Raw genomic sequence first — 16,786 nt, 5'->3', positions numbered from 1 at the left:
GTCCTACCGGTGGGTGAAGTTCGCGGGTCGCTTCTCGATGAAGGCCGCCATGCCCTCGGACTGGTCGTCGGTCGCGAAGGTCGAATGGAAGAGGCGCCGCTCGTAGAGAAGCCCTTCGGCCAACGTGGATTCGAAGGCCCGGTTGACCGCCTCTTTGGCCATCCTGGCCGCCGAGCGGGACATCTGCGAGATGGTCGTGGCGGCCGCCTTGGCCTCGGTCAGGAGGTCGTCGGCTGGGACCACCCGCGAAACCAGCCCGCTCCGTTCGGCTTCCGCGGCGCCGATGGTGCGCCCCGTCAGGATGAGGTCCATGGCCTTGGCCTTGCCGATGGCCCGGGTCAGGCGCTGCGAGCCGCCCATGCCCGGCAGCACGCCGAGTTTGATCTCGGGTTGGCCGAACTTTGCCGTGTCGGCCGCGATCAGCAGGTCACACATCATCGCCAGTTCGCAGCCGCCACCCAAAGCGTGTCCGGCCACCGCGGCGATCGTCGGGGTCCGCACCGCGGCCAACTTGGCCCAGGGGGCGAAGAAGTCGGCGCCGAACGCGTCGGCGAAGGTCAGGCCCGCCATCTCCTTGATGTCCGCCCCGGCGGCGAACGCCTTGGCCGAGCCGGTGATCACGATCGCCCCGATGCCGGGGTCATCGTCGAAATCGGTTGCGGCTGTAGTTACTTCGTTCATCACCTGGGTGTTGAGCGCGTTGAGCGCCTGCGGCCGGTTCAGGGTGATGATCCCGACGCGCTCGTCGCGCTCGACGAGGATGGTCTCGTAATTCCTGGGGGTGCTGTCGGTCACCGAACCGCCTTTCTAGAAGCTCAGGTCGTCGTCGACCGGAGCGAAATACGCCTCGACGTCGGCCGGGGTGATTTGGTTGAGAGTCGCCGGCGACCACTTCGGCTGGCGATCTTTGTCGATGAGCTGCGCGCGGATGCCCTCAACGAGATCGTGGGAGTGCACCGACGCCGACGAAACCCGATAGTCCTGCACGAGTACGTCTTCCAGAGTGTCCAGCTTGGCGGCGCGTCGCACCACCTCCAGCGCCACCGACACCGCGATTGGGGAGCGGGTGCCGATCAGGTTCGCCGCGTCGTGGGCCGGGCCTGCGTCGCGCTCCCGCAAGCCGGCGACGATGTCGGCGACGGTTTCACCGGCGTAGCACTCGTCGATCCAGTCCCGTTGCGCGACAAGCTCGCTCGGCGGTGGCTCGACGGCATGACCGGCAACCGCGGCCTCGACGCCGTCGTCGACGATCGACCGCGTGAACGCCTCGAGCCGCTCGTGCGGAACATAGTGGTCGGCAAAACCCATCGCGATGGCGTCGGCCCCGGAGAACGGCGCGCCGGTCAGGGCCGCGTGCAGGCCCAGCGCGCCGGGCGCGCGCGACAGCAGGAAACCCCCGCCGACATCGGGAATGAAGCCGATGCCCACCTCGGGCATCCCCACCTTGGAGGTATCGGTCACCACCCGAACGCTGGCGTGGGCGCTGACGCCCACGCCACCGCCCATCACGATGCCGTCCATCACCGCGACATACGGTTTGGCGAACCGGCCGATCTGGCCGTCGAGCAGGTACTCGTCGCGCCAGAACCGCCTCGCCTCGACCCCGTCCTTGCGGGCGCTGTGGTAGATCGCGACCACGTCGCCGCCCGCGCACAGTCCGCGGTCCCCGGCGCCGGTCAGCACCACGGTCTGGATGTCGTCGTCGTCCGCCCACCGCGTCAGCACGTCGCTCAGCGCATCCACCATCGCCTGGTTGAGCGAGTTGATCGCCTTGGGTCGGTTGAGCGTGATCAAGCCGACGTTGCCATCGACTCGGGTCAAAACCTCGTCGGACCCCTCGGTCACGCGTGCCCTCCCATCGCCGCCGGGTCTCGACCAGCAATCTAGATCGTCAAGGGGGAGGCGGTGCCCGCGGGTAAGGGTTATGTTGGTCCCGACGAGAGCGGCGGTGTCAGTCGTAGGCGGGCAGCACCCACGAACAGCAGGTTCGTTGGGGAACCCGGCCGGAGCGCCGATCGTTGGGTAGGTGTTCGCACAGCTCGAACCACAGTCCATCGAGAGAGGAACCGACGGTGCGGGAGACAAGCAACCCGGTATTTCGTTCGCTGCCCAAGCAGCGGGGCGGATACGCGCAATTCGGCACTGGCGCGGCCCCGGTGCAGGGCTATCAGAGCAACCCCTACAACCCCTACGCCCCCTACCAGGAGACCAGGGCGTCGCGTCCGCTGACCATCGACGATGTCGTCACCAAGACGGGGCTGACGCTGGCCGTCCTGTCGGCGACGGCGGTTGTCTCCTACTTCCTGGTGGCGTCCAACCTGGCGCTGGCCATGCCGCTGACCCTGATTGGCGCGCTCGGCGGCCTGGGGCTGGTGCTGGTCGCGACCTTCGGCCGCAAGCAGGACAGCCCGGCGATCGTGCTGAGCTACGCGGTGCTCGAGGGTCTCTTCCTCGGCGCCGTCTCGTTCGTGCTGGCCCACTTCACCGTGTCGTCCGCCAACGCCGGCGTGCTGATCGGCGAGGCCATCATGGGCACGATCGGCGTCTTCGTCGGGATGCTGGTGGTCTACAAGACCGGCGCCATCCGGGTGACGCCCAAGTTCACCCGCATGCTGGTCGCGGCGCTGTTCGGCGTGCTGGCCCTGATGCTCGGCAACTTCGTGCTGGCGATGTTCAACGTCGGTGGCGGCGAGGGCCTCGGGCTGCGCAGTCCCGGACCCCTGGGCATCATCTTCTCGCTGGTCTGCATCGGGCTGGCGGCGTTCAGCTTCCTCATCGACTTCGACGCGGCCGACCAGATGATCCGCGCCGGCGCGCCGGAGAAGGCGGCGTGGGGCATCGCCCTGGGCCTGACCGTGACGCTGGTGTGGCTGTACATCGAGATCCTGCGTCTGCTGAGTTATCTGCAGAACGACTAGCAAGGCCCGATGCAGAAAACCGGCACGCCGATCGGCGTGCCGGTTTTTTCGGTGCGGCGTGCGTTTCCCGGCGCTCGCGGGGCCTCGGCTCCGGGGCCTCGGCTCCTCGGGCGAGCAGACGCAAAAGCGCATGCCGCGCGGCGTGTCGTAAGGCTCTTGCGTCTGCTCGCGGGAACTGGCGCGCGGGGTCAGCTGCCCGGCGTCAGCTCAGCCGCTCGATCACCATCGCCATGCCCTGGCCGCCGCCGACGCACATGGTCTCCAGGCCGAACGTCTTGTCGTGCGTCTGCAGGTTGTTGATCAGCGTGGTGGCGATGCGCGCGCCGGTCATGCCGAACGGGTGACCCAGCGCGATGGCACCGCCGGACACGTTCAGCTTGTCCTCGTCCATGCCCAGCTCCCGGGCCGAGCCCAGCACCTGTACCGCGAACGCCTCGTTGATCTCGTAGAGGTCGATGTCTTTGATCGACATGCCGGCGCGCGCCAGCGCCTTCTTGCACGCCTCGATCGGGCCGAGCCCCATGATCTCCGGCGACAGGCCGCTGACCCCGGTGGACACGATGCGCGCCAGCGGCGTCAGCCCGAGCTCCTTGGCCTTGGTGTCGCTGGTGATGATCAGCGCCGCGGCGCCGTCGTTCAGCGGGCAGGCGTTACCCGCTGTCACAGTGCCGTTGGGCCGGAAAACCGGCTTCAGCTCGGAGACCTTCTCATAGGTCGTGCCGGCGCGCGGGCCGTCGTCCCTGCTGACCGTCGTGCCGTCGGGAAGCGTCACCGGGGTGATCTCGCGCTCGAAGAACCCGCTGTTGATGGCCTCCTCGGCGCGGTTCTGACTGCGTACCCCCCAGCGGTCCTGGTCCTCGCGGCTGATGCCGGTCATCAGGGCGACGTTCTCGGCGGTCTGCCCCATCGCGATGTAGACGTCCGGCACGTTGCCGTCGCTGCGGGGATCGTGCCATTCGTCGGCGCCCGACGCCGCGGCGGCGGTCCGCTCCTGGGCCTCGTCGAACAGCGGATTCTTGGTATCCGGCCACGAGTCGGAGTTGCCCTTACCGAACCGCGACACGGTCTCGACACCGGCCGAGATGAACGCGTCACCCTCGCCCGCCTTGATCGCGTGGAAGGCCATCCGGGTGGTCTGCAGCGACGACGAACAGTAGCGGTTCACCGTGGTGCCCGGCAGGAAGTCGAAGCCGAGCTCGACGGCGACCACGCGCGCCATGTTGAAGCCGGACTCACCGCCCGGCAGGCCGCAGCCAAGCATCAGGTCGTCGATCTGATGCGGGTTCAGGGCGGGCACCTTGTCGAGCGCCGCCCGCACCATCTGCGTGGCCAGATCGTCGGGCCGCATGCTCACCAGCGACCCCTTCATGGCGCGGCCGATCGGCGAGCGAGCGGCGGAGACGATGACGGCTTCGGGCATGGGGATTCCCTCCAATGGGATGTGGGCTCGCTACAAAAGCGGCTGGCATGGCACCCAAACGGGCTAGCACAAATCTAGTCGCCGACGACGGGCGGTCATGACGACGGGGCACTCGGCCCGGACGGCGGGCGCCGCCACAGCCGCGACAGCATGCTCAGCCGGGTGTGGCGCGCGTCGAGCATCGGCGCGGCCGGCCGTGCCGGCAGCGCGACCATGGGCTCCTCGACGTCCTCGCCGAGCGCCTCGCACAGCGCGACCAGCAGCGCGTCCGCCGCCAGCGCGTAGGCGGTCGCCGAGGGGTGATAACCGTCGGCGGAGAACATCACCTCCGGCTTCTTCCGGAAGTGGGGGGCGAGCCGCTGCGCCAGCGGGACCGGCACGCCGCCGGCCGCCCGGACGACGGCGGCCTGGGCGCGGGCGAGTTGAACGCACCGCTCGTGCGCCAGGGAACGAAGCGGCTGCGGGATCGCACCGATCACGCCGAGATCGGGGCAGGTCCCGACGATCACGACCGCGCCGCGGGCCCGCAGCTTGCGGACGGTCAGCGACAGCCGCTGCGCGGACTGGCTGATGCCGTTGAGGGCCGTGACGTCGTTGGCGCCCAGCATCATCACCGCCACGTCCGGCGGGGGACCGGCCACGAACATCGCGTCGACCTGACTGGATACGCCCTTGGACGTGGCGCCGACGATGGCCTTGGTACTCAGCCGGATTCGCTTTCCGGTCTGGTTGGCGAGCCCGCGCGCGATCAGGACGCCCGGGACTTCCTCGGCGCTCATGCAGCCGTACCCGGCGGCCGTCGAGTCGCCGAAGATCATCAGGTGCAGGTCGACGGCCATGCCGCGGTGCCACCGCTCCACCGGCCCGTCGCCGCGGGTGTACACACCGTCCGCGCGCGGCGGGATGTCCCAGGACTTGGGGATTATGGTGCGTGCGTGCGTCGCCTGGCCGACCAGCAGATTGCGTGCGCCCAGATAGGCCGTGCCCGTCGAAGCGAGTGCGCCTGCCGTGGCCAGGGCGATCGTCGAACGCCGCCGCACCCGGATGATCACGGCGTCATTTTAGTTCGGCTTGAGGGTTTGCGCGGGCGGCTAACGAACAATGTGATCACGGTGCGAATCAAATGTGGTATCGAATCAGATTCGTCAAACGCGCTTCTCAGGAACGCCTGCCAAGCTAAGTTCGAGGCCTTGGCTTAACTGCCGCTGAACGGCTGGAAACTCGGGTTAAACCAGACGCTCGGCAGCCTCGTTACATGCTGTATGCACTACAAAGGCGTAGGAGTGTCGAGCATGACCGCACCGAGCAAGGTATCCGGCTCACCCCGGTATTCCGTTCGCCCACACGACGTCCTCAAGGCTCGTAAACTCGAGGCCCGACGATTCGCCATCAGCGACGGTGCGCCGGTCGAGGTCCTCGAGTCCGGGCCGAGCGTTGCTGCGCGGGTGGCGACCCTCGCGTCACGGCTAACCATCCGGCCCGTCCTCGCCGTCGGCAGCCACGTCCCCAACCTGCCGTGGCCGTGGGGCCTCATCGATCTCGCCGCCCGCGTCGTCTTGCCGGTGTCGGCCACCGTCCGCGAAACGGTGAACTTGCCAAACGCCTCGGCGCAACTCGTGCGCGCGCCCGGTGTGCTGCCCGCCGACGGCACCCGTCGGGTGGTCCTCTACTTGCACGGCGGCGCGTTCCTGACGTGCGGAGCCAACTCGCACGGCCGGCTGGTCGAGGCCCTGTCGAAGTTTGCCGACTCGCCCATCCTGGTGGTCAATTACCGGCTGCTTCCCAAGCATTCGGTGGGAATGGCCCTCAACGACTGTCACGACGCCTACCAATGGCTGCGCGAGCGCGGCTACCCACCGGACCAGATCGTGCTGGCCGGCGACTCCGCCGGCGGCTACCTCGCGCTGGCGCTGGCGCAACGCCTGCAGGACGAGGGGGAAGGTCCGGCCGCGCTGGTCGCGATCTCGCCCCTGCTGCAGCTGGCAAAGGAATTCAAACAGGCCCACCCGAACATCAGGAGCGACGCGATGTTCCCCCCGAAGGCCTTCGACGCCCTCATCGAGCTCGTTGCTGGCGCGGCCGCCAAGAACAAGACCGACGGCAGACCCGAGGAGATCTACGAGCCCTTGGAGCACATCAAGCCGGGCCTGCCACGGACGCTCATCCACGTCTCGGGGTCGGAGGTGTTGCTGCACGACGCGCAGCTGGCGGCCACCCGGCTCGCGGCCGCCGGGGTGCCCGCCGAGGTGCGGGTGTGGCCGGGGCAAGTCCACGACTTCCAGCTGGCCGCCCCGATCCTGCCGGAGGCGGTTCGTTCGCTGCGCCAGATCGGCGACTACATCCGCGAGGCCACCGGCTGACCGACGGCGCGGCTGTGCGCCCGGCGAACGGGCTTGAGACGATGAACGCATGCGGATCGCGCAGCACATCAGTGACCTCATCGGCGGCACGCCACTCGTCCGGCTGAACTCCGTCGTACCCGACGGGGCCGGAACGGTGGCGGCCAAGATCGAATACCTGAATCCCGGCGGCAGCTCGAAGGATCGGATCGCGGTCAAGATGATCGACGCCGCCGAGGCCAGCGGGCAGCTCAAGCCGGGCGGCACCATCGTCGAGCCCACCTCGGGCAACACCGGCGTCGGCCTGGCCCTGGTGGCGCAGCGCCGCGGCTACAAGTGCGTGTTCGTCTGCCCCGACAAGGTCGGCGAGGACAAGCGCAACGTGCTGCTCGCCTACGGCGCGGAGGTCGTCGTCTGCCCGACGGCCGTGCCGCCGGACCACCCGGACAGCTACTACAGCGTCTCCGACCGGCTGGTCCGGGAGATCGACGGCGCCTGGAAGCCGGACCAGTACGCCAACCCCGAGGGGCCGGCCAGCCACTACGCGACCACCGGGCCCGAGATCTGGGCCGACACCGACGGCAAGGTCACGCACTTCGTCGCCGGGATCGGCACCGGCGGCACGATCAGCGGCGCCGGCCAATACCTCAAAGACGTGTCGGGCGGTGCGGTGCGGGTCGTCGGCGCCGATCCCGAGGGGTCGGTGTACTCCGGGGGCACCGGCCGGCCCTACCTGGTCGAGGGGGTGGGGGAGGACTTCTGGCCGCAGGCGTACGACCGCACCGTGCCCGACCAGATCATCGCCGTGTCCGACTCCGACTCGTTCAACATGACCCGGCGGCTGGCCCGTGAGGAGGCGCTGCTGGTCGGGGGGTCGTGCGGGATGGCGGTGGTGGCCGCGCTGAAGGTGGCCGAAGAGGCCGGGCCCGATGCGCTCGTCGTGGTGCTGCTGCCCGACGGCGGGCGCGGTTATATGGCGAAGATCTTCAACGACGCCTGGATGTCGTCGTACGGATTCCTGCGCAGCCGCCTCGACGGGTCCACCGAGGAGGCCAGGGTCGGCGACGTGCTGCGCGGCAAATCCGGGGAGCTACCCGACCTGGTGCACACCCATCCGTCCGAGACGGTGCGCGACGCCATCGGCATCCTGCGTGAGTACGGCGTGTCCCAGATGCCCGTCGTCGGCGCCGAGCCGCCGGTGATGGCCGGTGAGGTCGCCGGCAGCGTGTCCGAGCGCGAACTGTTGTCGGCCGTCTTCGAGGGCCGCGCAAAGCTGGCCGACGCCGTCTCGCAGCACATGAGCCCGCCGCTGCCCATGATCGGCGCCGGTGAGCTCGTCAGCGCCGCCGGCAAGGCGCTGCGCGACTGGGACGCGCTGATGGTCGTCGAGGAGGGAAAACCCGTCGGGGTCATCACTCGCTACGACCTGCTGGGCTTCCTCTCGGAGGGGCCGCGGGGGCTCGCGGGGCGCCGATAGCGGGGCCCCGCCGGGCGCCTACCGAGGTGTGATTCGGCTCTCGCCCGGCCGCTCGGCCCTCAGGTACTGTAAGGCCGCCCAGTCGAGCCGATCCGCAGTGGAAGGGTTGCCCATGACCGATCAACCGCCGCCCGGCGGCGCCTACCCGCCACCCCCCTCGTCGCCGGGTTCTCCTGGGTCACCCGGAGGTCATGAGCCGTCATCCGGTGCGCACGCGGCGGCGCCCTCGCCGTCTGGGCCGCCGGTGCCCGGTGGAGGCTCCTACCCGCCGCCCCCGCCGCCGCCCGGAGGCTCCTACCCGCCGCCGCCGCCGTCGTCCGGCGGGTACGCGCCGCCGCCCCCGGGGCCGGCGATCCGCACGCTGCCGACCGAGTCCTACGCGCCCTGGCTCACCCGGGTGCTGGCGTTCATCATCGACTACATTCCCTACGCCGTCGTGGTGGGCATCGGCTCGGCGATCTACTTCAGCACCCAGCAGTCGTCGTGCGTCACCGACATCACCCAGTACGACGTCAGCCAGTTCTGCGCCACCCAGCCCTCGATGATCGGCCAGCTGTCCCAGTGGCTGGCCAGCCTGCTCGGCCTGGCCTACCTGGTCTGGAACTACGGCTACCGACAGGGCACCACCGGCTCGAGCCTCGGCAAGTCGGTGATGAAGATCAAGGTGGTCAGCGAGGTCACCGGGCAACCCATCGGCTTCGGGATGTCGGTCGTCCGCCAGATCGCGCACTTCGTCGACGCGGTCATCTGCTTCATCGGCTTCCTTTTCCCGCTGTGGGATTCGAAGCGGCAGACGCTCGCGGACAAGATCATGACCACGGTGGTACTTCCGATCCGGGAGGCGTGAAGGGGACGCGGCCGCGCCCGTCACTAGGCTGAAGCCCGATGAGCCACGACAGCGACGGGCACCACCCGTTCATCGGATTCGCGACCAAAGCCATCCACGCCGGTTACCGCCCGGACCCGGCCACCGGGGCGGTCAACGCCCCGATCTACGCCAGCAGCACGTTCGCCCAGGACGGCGTCGGGGGGTTGCGCGGCGGGTTCGAGTACGCGCGCACCGGCAACCCGACCCGGGCCGCGCTCGAGGCGTCGCTGGCGGCGGTCGAGGAGGGCGCGTTCGGACGGGCGTTCAGTTCCGGGATGGCCGCCACCGACTGCGCCCTGCGGGCCATGCTGCGGCCCGGGGAGCACGTGGTCATCCCGAACGACGCCTACGGCGGGACGTTCCGGCTCATCGACAAGGTCTTCACCCGCTGGAATGTCGAGTACACGCCGGTGGCGCTGCCGGACCTGGACGCCGTCCGCGCCGCCATCACCCCCCGCACCCGGCTCATCTGGGTGGAGACGCCCACCAACCCGCTGCTGACCATCGCCGACATCCCGGCCATCGCCCAGCTTGCCGCGCAAAGCTCGGCGAAGCTGTTGGTGGACAACACGTTTGCCTCGCCGGCGCTGCAGCAGCCGTTGACGCTGGGGGCCGACGTCGTGTTGCACTCGACCACCAAGTACATCGGCGGGCACTCCGACGTGGTGGGCGGCGCGTTGATCACCAACGACGAAGAGCTCGACGACGCCTTCGGCTTCCTGCAGAACGGGGCCGGCGCGGTGCCGGGCCCGTTCGACGCCTACCTGACGCTGCGCGGCCTGAAGACCCTGGCGCTGCGGATGCAGCGGCACAGCGAGAACGGCATGGCGGTCGCGCAGTACCTCGCCGGGCACCCAGCGGTGAGTGCCGTACTGTACCCGGGCCTGCCCGGCCACCCCGGGCATGACGTCGCCGCGCGACAGATGCGGGACTTCGGCGGCATGGTGTCGGTGCGCATGCGGGGCGGCCGCCCGGCCGCCGAAACCCTCTGCGGCCGCACCAAGGTGTTCATCCTGGCCGAATCGCTCGGCGGGGTCGAGTCGCTGGTCGAGCTCCCCAGTGCGATGACGCACGCGTCGACGGCCGGTTCGCAATTGGAGGTGCCCGACGACCTGGTGCGGCTGTCGGTGGGCATCGAGGACATCGCCGACCTGCTGGGCGACCTCGAACAAGCCCTGGGTTAGTACGCCGAGCAGTCGCAAAAGCCCGCGACACGCCGGGCGTGCGGCGGCGTCTGCGACTGCTCGCGCAACGGATGCGACTTAGGAGTGGTAGGGCTCCGCGCTGACCAGCGTGACCTCGACGGTGTTGCCGTTGGGCACCACGTAGCTGCGCGTCTCGCCCACTTTGGCGTCGATCAGGGCGCCACCCAGCGGGGAGTTGGGTGAGTACACCTCGAGCTTGCCGTCGTTGACGCCCTCCTGGCGGGTGGCGATCAGGAACGTCTCGGTGTCGGACTTGTCGCCGTTGTAGTAGACCTTCACCACCGAACCGGGCAGCGCGACGCCGGACTGCTTGGGGGCCTCGCCGACCTTGGCGTTGTTGAGCAGGTCCTGCAGCTGGCGGATGCGGGCCTCCTGCTGGCCCTGCTCCTCGCGGGCGGCGTGGTATCCGCCGTTCTCGCGCAGGTCACCCTCCTCGCGCCGATCGTTGATCTCCGCGGCGATGACTGGACGGTTGGCGATCAACTGGTCGAGCTCGGCCTTCAGTCGGTCATGTGACTCCTGGGTCAGCCAAGTCACGGAAGTGTCCGTCATCTCGTCGTGCTCCTCATTGTCGTTCGCGTATTCGCGTAAGCCTGTCAGCCCCGCCACCGGGGTCGCCGGGTCCTCCCCGTGTGCTGCCGGCCCGTCGTCCCGACGGCCATTAATGCAGCAATACACGGTCCCAGCAGGAACCGTGCATTCACCCATGTTACCACCGCGCAAACAAAAGATGACCCGGTCGAGCGGTTCGACTTCGCCGGCGCGGTCAGGCGGGGCGCAGGTAAGCGGGCACTTCGGTGCCGCAACCGTAGATGTCGGCCATCACCGGCGGCTGCGACGACTTCACTGTCGTCGTCACTTGTACCGTCGCCTGGCTGGCCGGCGGGACGAGCACCTCGCGCCGGCCGGTCTCACTGCCGTCCTTCGCCTTCACCCGGACGATGCAGTCCACCGGGCGCGACGGGTCGGATCGCGTCACGCTGATCGTTACCGACGCGGTCTCGTCGTCGATGACGCGGTAACCGGCCAGCGAGCCCGACACGCTGCTCGTGGCGAGCCGCTGATAGCCGATGACGGCGACGGCGACGCCGGCCGCGACGACCAGCACGGCGAGGGCGATAACCGCGCTGCGCCGGGACCTGGGCGTCAGTCGGGAACGCCCGTAGCGGGACTCGGGACGCGAGATGGGAGTTTCGGTCATGCCTGGGTATCTGGGAATTGAGGACCGGCCGGACCGCCGCCGGCGCGCGCAGGGATCCGGAACTGGAATTATAGGGTGCAGACCGGGCGACCAGCGGACCGACAAGGGGGCACGTGAGCGAACTGCGGTTGATGGCGGTGCACGCCCACCCGGACGACGAGTCCAGCAAGGGTGCGGCCACCTTGGCCCGCTACGCCGACGAGGGGCATCGGGTGATGGTGGTGACCCTCACCGGGGGCGAGCGCGGCGACATCCTCAATCCGGCGATGGACTTCCCCGACGTGCTCGAGCACATGGCCGAGATCCGTCGCGACGAGATGGCCAAGGCCGCCGAGATCCTCGGCGTGGAGCACACCTGGCTGGGCTTCGTCGACTCCGGGCTGCCCGCGGGAGACCCGCCCCCACCGCTGCCCGAGGGCTGCTTCGCCCTGGTGCCGCTGGAGGAGTCGGTCGAGGCGCTGGTGCGGGTGGTGCGCGAGTTCCGACCCCATGTGATGACCACCTACGACGAGAACGGTGGCTACCCCCACCCCGACCACATCCGGTGCCACCAGGTGTCGATCGGCGCGTTCGAGGCCGCAGGCGACTACCGGCGCTTCCCGGACGCCGGCGAACCGTGGGCGGTGTCCAAGCTCTACTACATCCACGGCTTCCTGCGGGCGCGGATGCAGCTGCTGCACGACGAGTTCGTCAAGCGCGGCCAGGAGGGGCCGTTCAAGAAGTGGCTCAAGCACTGGGATCCCGAGAACGATCCGTTCGAGTCCCGGGTGACCACGCGGGTGGAGTGCTCGGCGTACTTCAGCCAGCGCGACGACGCCCTGCGCGCGCACGCCACCCAGATCGACCCGAACGCCGAGTTTTTTGCCGCGCCGATCTCGTGGCAGCAACGGCTCTGGCCCACCGAGGAATTCGAGTTGGCCCGGTCGCGGGTTCCCGTTCGGCTGCCCGAGGACGACCTGTTCGCCGGGATCGAGCGCGACGGGTGACCCACCTTCTTCTGGCGGTCCTCGCCGACAACGCGCCGCGCAACACCGGGCCCGACTTCGGGAAGGCCAGCCCGGTCGGGTTGCTCATCGTGGTGCTGCTGCTGATCGCCACGCTGCTGCTGCTGCGGTCGATGAACCGGCAGCTGAAGAAGGTCCCCGAGTCGTTCGATCCCAGGCACCCCGAGGCCGACCAGGCCGCCGACGAGGGCACCGACACGGTCGAGCAGGCCCCCGACCAGCCGGACGGGTCGGCGCGCGGACCGGGGACCGGCGATGAGCCCGGCTGACCCCGGGACGAACACCCTCGGGCTCGCGACGAGCCCTTATCTGCGTCAGCACGCCGACAACCCGGTGCAATGGCGGCAGTGGACGCCCGAGGCGCTGGCGGAAGCGGCCGCGCGGGACGTGCCGATCCTGCTGTCGATCGGCTACGCCGCCTGCCACTGGTGCCACGTCATGGCCCACGAATCGTTCGAGGACGACGAGGTGGCCGCCGCGATGAACGCCGGCTTCGTCTGCATCAAGGTGGACCGGGAGGAGCGGCCCGACCTCGACGCCGTCTACATGAACGCCACGGTCGCGCTCACCGGACGCGGCGGCTGGCCGATGACGTGCTTCCTGACGCCCGACGGCCGGCCGTTCTTCTGCGGCACCTACTACCCGAAAGACGGCTTCCTGCAACTTCTTTCGGCGGTCGGCGACACCTGGCGGCAGCGCCGCGGCGAGGTCGAGGAGGCGTCGGACCGCATCGCCGGCGAACTGCGCAGGATGTCATCCGGCCTGCCCGGCGGCGGGCCGAACCTGGCCCCCGGACTGTGTGACCACGCCGTCGCCGCGGTGCTGGGCGACCAGGACACGGTGCACGGTGGCTTCGGCGGTGCGCCCAAGTTCCCGCCGTCGGCCGTCCTCGAGGCGCTGGTGCGCCACCACGAGCGCACGGGCTCGGTGGCCGCGCTTCAGGCGGTGCAGCGCACCGGCAACGCGATGGCCCGCGGCGGCATCTACGACCAGCTCGCCGGCGGCTTCGCCCGCTACAGCGTCGACAACGCCTGGGTGGTGCCGCATTTCGAGAAGATGCTGTACGACAACGCGCTGTTGCTGCGGGCCTACGCGCACTGGGCCCGGCGCACCGGAGACCCGTTGGCGCGTCGGGTCGCCGCCCAGACCGCCGCCTTCCTGCTCGGCGAGCTGGTCGACGGGGACCTGTTCACGTCGTCGCTGGACGCCGACGCCGACGGCCGCGAGGGGTCGACGTACGTCTGGACACCCGCGCAGCTTTCCGAGTCCCTCGGCGCCGAGGACGGGCGTTGGGCCGCACAGCTGTTCGCGGTCACCCGGTCGGGCACGTTCGAGCACGGGACCTCGGTGCTGCAGTTGCCCGCCGATCCGGATGATCCGGACCGGGCCGAACGCGTCCGAGCGGCGCTGCTCGCCGCGCGGTCGACGCGGGCGCAGCCGGGCCGCGACGACAAGGTGGTCACGTCGTGGAACGGGCTCGCGATCGCCGCGCTGACCGAGGCCGCCGTGGCACTGGAAGACCCCGGGCTGGGGCATGCGGCGCGGCGCTGCGCGGCGGCCCTGCTGGACGTGCACGTCGTCGACGGCCGTTTGCGGCGCGCGAGCCTGGGCGGGGTCGTCGGGGCGAGTGGTGCCATCCTCGAGGACCACGCCATGCTGGCCACCGGCCTGCTCGCGCTGCATCAGCTGACCGGGGAGAAAACCTGGCTGACGTCGGCGACCGACCTGCTGGACATCGCTCTGGCGCACTTTGCCGACCCGCAGCGGCCGGGGCGCTGGTTCGACACCGCCGACGACGCCGAACCGTTGGTGCTGCGGCCCGCCGACCCGCTGGACGGGGCCACCCCGTCGGGTGCGTCATCGATCACCGAGGCGCTGCTGACCGCCGGCCACCTGGTCGGCGCCGACCGGTATCTACGGGCGGCGGCCGACGCGCTTCGCGAGCATTCCGTGTTGCTGGAGCGGGCGCCGCGCTCGGCCGGGCACTGGTTGGCCGTCGCCGAGGCGGCGGTGCGCGGGCCGCTGCAGATCGCCGTCGCCTGCGACCCGTCGCGCTCGCCGCTGCTGGCCGAAGCGCGCCGGCTGGCGCCGGGGGGAGCGATCGTGCTCGGTGGCGCCGAGGACTCGGCGCCGCTGCTCGCGGGTCGGGGCCGGGTGGCCGGCGCCGACGCCGCCTACGTGTGCCGCGGGCGGGTCTGCGACCTGCCGGTCACCCGCGTCGAAGACCTGGCGGAGTTGCTCGCTGAGCCACGGTAGCGTGACATTTCATGCCGAGCGCCGAACACATCACCGACACTGTCAACCGCTACATCGCGCTGGTTGCCAAGGGCAGCGCCGACGACCTGGTCGAGCTGTACGCCGACGACGCCACGGTCGAGGACCCGGTCGGCGGGGAGGTGCACATCGGGCACGGGGCCATCCACGGCTTCTACTCCGCGGTCAACGACGTGGAGCGCGAGTGCGAGCTGGTGTCGCTGCGGGTGGCCGGCAACGAGGCGGCTTTCCAGTTCCGGCTCACCGTCGCTGCCGGGCAACACCGGATGGTGATCGAGCCGATCGACGTGATGGCCTTCAACCACGAGGGCAAGATCGCGACGATGAAGTCCTACTGGTCGGCGGCCGACGTCACGCGGCTCTAGCCGGCGAGCCACGCGTTGGTGCCGGTGTAGAAGACCGCGAACCACATGGCGATGTAGTGCAGGATCGCCGCGACGGCGGTGCAGGCGTGGAAGATCTCGTGGTAGCCGAAAGTGCTCGGCCAGGGGTCGGGCCAGCGCAGCCCGTAGCAAATGCCGCCGATGCTGTACAACACGCCGCCGACGGCCAGCAGCACCATCGCCGCCACGCCCGCCTGGTGCAGGATGGTCGGCGCGAACCATACGGCCACCCAGCCCAGCAGCAGGTAGAGCGGCACGCCCACCCCGCGTGGCGCCGACGGCCAGCACACCTTCAGCACGATGCCCAGCACGGCACCGCCCCACACGATGCACTGCACCAGCACCCCGGTGTTCTGTGGCATGACGAGACGGGCGAACGGCGTGTAGCTGCCCGCGATGAACACGAAGATCATCGAGTGGTCGAGCCGCTTCATCCGCTTGCGGGCGGTCTCCGACTTCCATTGGACGCGGTGATACGTCGCGCTGACGGCGAACATCGCCACCGTCGACGCGGCATAGACCAGTGTCGAGTGCCCCGCGCGGGGCGACGCGACCGCCCACGAGACCGACACCAGCGTCGCGCCGGTGATGACGGCCAGCCACGCCGAGTAGAAGTGGATCCAGCCGCGCATGCGCGGCTTGGTCAGGACGTGGGCGGCGCCTTCGACGAGCTGTTCGACGGTGTTGCCGGGGGTGATCGCTTCGGACTGGGGATCTTTGCCGGTGGCCGTGTTGATCTGGCTACTCATGTCTCCTGTTGCCTCGTGCAAGCGGGGTTGGTGCGAGGGGTCGCCAGGGCTGTTCCCCATCAACAGTAGACGGGAACGGTCCGGAACCGGTTCGCCGTGCGGTGAGATTGCCCGAGATGCGCCCGGAAATCGGTACCGCTCACAGTAGGGTGGTTCCTCGTGGAGATCATCCCGCCGCGCCTCAAAGAGCCGCTGTATCGCGTCTACGAGCTGCGTCTGAGGCAGGGGCTGGCGGCCTCCAAGTCCGAACTTCCCCGCCACATCGCGGTCCTGTGCGACGGCAACCGGCGGTGGGCGCGCAACGCCGGGTACGACGACGTCAGCTACGGCTACCGCATGGGCGCGGTCAAGATCGCCGAGATGCTGCGGTGGTGCCAGGAAGCCGGGATCGAAATGACCACCGTCTACCTGCTGTCCACCGAGAACCTGCAGCGCGATGCCGACGAGCTCGCCGGGCTGATCGAGATCATCACAGACGTGGTCGAGGAGATCTGCGCGCCGGCCAATCGCTGGAGCGTGCGCACCGTCGGGGACCTCTCGCTACTCGGCGACGAGCCGGCCCGCCGAGTGCGCGACGCGGTGGGGTCCACGCCGGGGGTCGCGGCGTTCCACGTCAACGTGGCCGTGGGGTATGGCGGACGCCGCGAGATCGTCGACGCCGTGCGCGCGCTGTTGAGCAAGGAACTCGCCAACGGCGCGACCGCCGAGGAGCTGATCGACGCCGTCACCGTCGACGGCATCTCCGAAAACCTCTACACCTCCGGGCAGCCGGACCCCGACCTGGTGATCCGCACCTCGGGGGAGCAGCGGCTGTCCGGCTTCCTGCTGTGGCAGAGCGCGTACTCGGAGATGTGGTTCACCGAGGCGCACTGGCCGGCGTTCCGCCGCGTCGACTTCCTGCGCGCGCTGCGCGATTACAGCCAGCGGCACCGCCGGTACGGCAAGTAG

General features: G+C 69.6%; 17 protein-coding genes. 10 read left to right on the top strand and 7 right to left on the bottom strand.

Annotated features, from left to right (window positions below):
* Nucleotides 1-3: 3 nt before the first annotated feature.
* On the bottom strand, nt 4-795 hold the full coding sequence (locus G6N56_RS11160) for an enoyl-CoA hydratase (RefSeq protein ID WP_085257821.1): 792 nt from the start codon (nt 793-795) through the stop codon (nt 4-6).
* Nucleotides 796-807: 12 nt separating this feature from the next.
* Nucleotides 808-1,845: an enoyl-CoA hydratase/isomerase family protein gene (locus tag G6N56_RS11155; protein ID WP_085257820.1), complete on the bottom strand. Its 1,038-nt coding sequence runs from the start codon at nt 1,843-1,845 to the stop codon at nt 808-810.
* 227 nt (nt 1,846-2,072) lie between these two features.
* On the opposite strand from G6N56_RS11155, the gene G6N56_RS11150 reads away from it, so the two are divergent.
* On the top strand, nt 2,073-2,918 hold the full coding sequence (locus tag G6N56_RS11150; protein WP_085257819.1) for a Bax inhibitor-1/YccA family protein: 846 nt from the start codon (nt 2,073-2,075) through the stop codon (nt 2,916-2,918).
* A gap of 202 nt (nt 2,919-3,120) precedes the next feature.
* Here G6N56_RS11150 and G6N56_RS11145 read toward each other — a convergent pair whose 3' ends face one another.
* Both G6N56_RS11145 and G6N56_RS11140 read right to left on the bottom strand, forming a co-directional pair.
* Nucleotides 3,121-4,338 carry an acetyl-CoA C-acetyltransferase gene (locus tag G6N56_RS11145; protein WP_085257818.1) on the bottom strand — a complete coding sequence of 406 codons (1,218 nt, stop codon included), beginning with the start codon at nt 4,336-4,338 and terminating at the stop codon, nt 3,121-3,123.
* A gap of 95 nt (nt 4,339-4,433) precedes the next feature.
* Entirely contained in the window at nt 4,434-5,390 is a 957-nt protein-coding gene (locus tag G6N56_RS11140; RefSeq protein WP_085257817.1) for an SGNH/GDSL hydrolase family protein, read from the bottom strand.
* A 240-nt stretch (nt 5,391-5,630) separates the two neighbouring features.
* Between G6N56_RS11140 and G6N56_RS11135 the strand changes: the two genes are divergently transcribed.
* From G6N56_RS11135 to G6N56_RS11120, 4 genes are all read left to right on the top strand, one after another.
* The gene (locus G6N56_RS11135; RefSeq protein WP_085257816.1) at nt 5,631-6,698 is read left to right on the top strand and encodes an alpha/beta hydrolase; all 1,068 of its coding nucleotides are present in this window, start codon (nt 5,631-5,633) and stop codon (nt 6,696-6,698) included.
* Nucleotides 6,699-6,747: 49 nt separating this feature from the next.
* Entirely contained in the window at nt 6,748-8,154 is a 1,407-nt protein-coding gene (locus tag G6N56_RS11130) for a cystathionine beta-synthase (RefSeq protein ID WP_085257815.1), read from the top strand.
* A 112-nt stretch (nt 8,155-8,266) separates the two neighbouring features.
* On the top strand, nt 8,267-9,001 hold the full coding sequence (locus tag G6N56_RS11125; RefSeq protein ID WP_163645110.1) for an RDD family protein: 735 nt from the start codon (nt 8,267-8,269) through the stop codon (nt 8,999-9,001).
* 38 nt (nt 9,002-9,039) lie between these two features.
* Nucleotides 9,040-10,206, top strand: coding sequence for a cystathionine gamma-synthase (locus tag G6N56_RS11120; protein ID WP_085256427.1), 1,167 nt, complete (start codon nt 9,040-9,042; stop codon nt 10,204-10,206).
* A 78-nt stretch (nt 10,207-10,284) separates the two neighbouring features.
* On the opposite strand, the gene greA is transcribed toward G6N56_RS11120, so the two are convergent.
* Nucleotides 10,285-10,779: a transcription elongation factor GreA gene (greA, locus tag G6N56_RS11115; protein WP_007168983.1), complete on the bottom strand. Its 495-nt coding sequence runs from the start codon at nt 10,777-10,779 to the stop codon at nt 10,285-10,287.
* A gap of 214 nt (nt 10,780-10,993) precedes the next feature.
* The gene (locus G6N56_RS11110; RefSeq protein ID WP_085256428.1) at nt 10,994-11,428 is read right to left on the bottom strand and encodes a DUF4307 domain-containing protein; all 435 of its coding nucleotides are present in this window, start codon (nt 11,426-11,428) and stop codon (nt 10,994-10,996) included.
* Nucleotides 11,429-11,541: 113 nt separating this feature from the next.
* Between G6N56_RS11110 and mca the strand changes: the two genes are divergently transcribed.
* The 4 genes from mca to G6N56_RS11090 are packed head-to-tail and all read left to right on the top strand — an operon-like array spanning nt 11,542 to nt 15,071.
* Nucleotides 11,542-12,414 (top strand): mycothiol conjugate amidase Mca, encoded by an 873-nt coding sequence (gene mca / locus G6N56_RS11105; protein ID WP_085256429.1) that lies wholly within the window; start codon nt 11,542-11,544, stop codon nt 12,412-12,414.
* A complete protein-coding gene (locus G6N56_RS11100) occupies nt 12,411-12,701 on the top strand; it encodes a hypothetical protein (RefSeq protein WP_085256430.1) in 291 nt (96 codons plus the stop codon). The genes mca and G6N56_RS11100 overlap by 4 nt, the downstream gene beginning before the upstream one ends.
* The gene (locus G6N56_RS11095) at nt 12,688-14,688 is read left to right on the top strand and encodes a thioredoxin domain-containing protein (RefSeq protein WP_085256431.1); all 2,001 of its coding nucleotides are present in this window, start codon (nt 12,688-12,690) and stop codon (nt 14,686-14,688) included. Before G6N56_RS11100 ends, G6N56_RS11095 begins: the two co-directional genes overlap by 14 nt.
* 11 nt (nt 14,689-14,699) lie before the next feature.
* Nucleotides 14,700-15,071: a nuclear transport factor 2 family protein gene (locus tag G6N56_RS11090; RefSeq protein WP_085256432.1), complete on the top strand. Its 372-nt coding sequence runs from the start codon at nt 14,700-14,702 to the stop codon at nt 15,069-15,071.
* On the opposite strand, the gene trhA is transcribed toward G6N56_RS11090, so the two are convergent.
* Nucleotides 15,068-15,838 carry a PAQR family membrane homeostasis protein TrhA gene (gene trhA / locus G6N56_RS11085; RefSeq protein WP_085256433.1) on the bottom strand — a complete coding sequence of 257 codons (771 nt, stop codon included), beginning with the start codon at nt 15,836-15,838 and terminating at the stop codon, nt 15,068-15,070. The genes G6N56_RS11090 and trhA overlap by 4 nt on opposite strands.
* A 159-nt stretch (nt 15,839-15,997) precedes the next feature.
* Here trhA and G6N56_RS11080 point away from each other — a divergent pair, with 159 nt between their 5' ends.
* Complete coding sequence (locus tag G6N56_RS11080; RefSeq protein WP_085256434.1) at nt 15,998-16,786, top strand: (2Z,6E)-farnesyl diphosphate synthase; 789 nt, start codon at nt 15,998-16,000, stop codon at nt 16,784-16,786.

The sequence above is a fragment of the Mycobacterium saskatchewanense genome (assembly GCF_010729105.1).
Classification (GTDB): domain Bacteria; phylum Actinomycetota; class Actinomycetes; order Mycobacteriales; family Mycobacteriaceae; genus Mycobacterium; species Mycobacterium saskatchewanense.
Note: the sequence above shows the minus strand (reverse complement) of the source record. Positions and strands in the feature narration are given on the sequence as shown.

Coding starts and splice junctions, on each gene's coding strand:
- G6N56_RS11145 (WP_085257818.1), bottom strand. CDS start 4,338: ATGCCCGAAGCCGTCATCGTCTCCGCCGCTCGCTCGCCGATCGGCCGC.
- G6N56_RS11135 (WP_085257816.1), top strand. CDS start 5,631: ATGACCGCACCGAGCAAGGTATCCGGCTCACCCCGGTATTCCGTTCGC.
- G6N56_RS11130 (WP_085257815.1), top strand. CDS start 6,748: ATGCGGATCGCGCAGCACATCAGTGACCTCATCGGCGGCACGCCACTC.
- G6N56_RS11125 (WP_163645110.1), top strand. CDS start 8,267: ATGACCGATCAACCGCCGCCCGGCGGCGCCTACCCGCCACCCCCCTCG.
- G6N56_RS11120 (WP_085256427.1), top strand. CDS start 9,040: ATGAGCCACGACAGCGACGGGCACCACCCGTTCATCGGATTCGCGACC.
- greA (WP_007168983.1), bottom strand. CDS start 10,779: ATGACGGACACTTCCGTGACTTGGCTGACCCAGGAGTCACATGACCGA.
- G6N56_RS11110 (WP_085256428.1), bottom strand. CDS start 11,428: ATGACCGAAACTCCCATCTCGCGTCCCGAGTCCCGCTACGGGCGTTCC.
- G6N56_RS11095 (WP_085256431.1), top strand. CDS start 12,688: ATGAGCCCGGCTGACCCCGGGACGAACACCCTCGGGCTCGCGACGAGC.
- G6N56_RS11090 (WP_085256432.1), top strand. CDS start 14,700: ATGCCGAGCGCCGAACACATCACCGACACTGTCAACCGCTACATCGCG.
- trhA (WP_085256433.1), bottom strand. CDS start 15,838: ATGAGTAGCCAGATCAACACGGCCACCGGCAAAGATCCCCAGTCCGAA.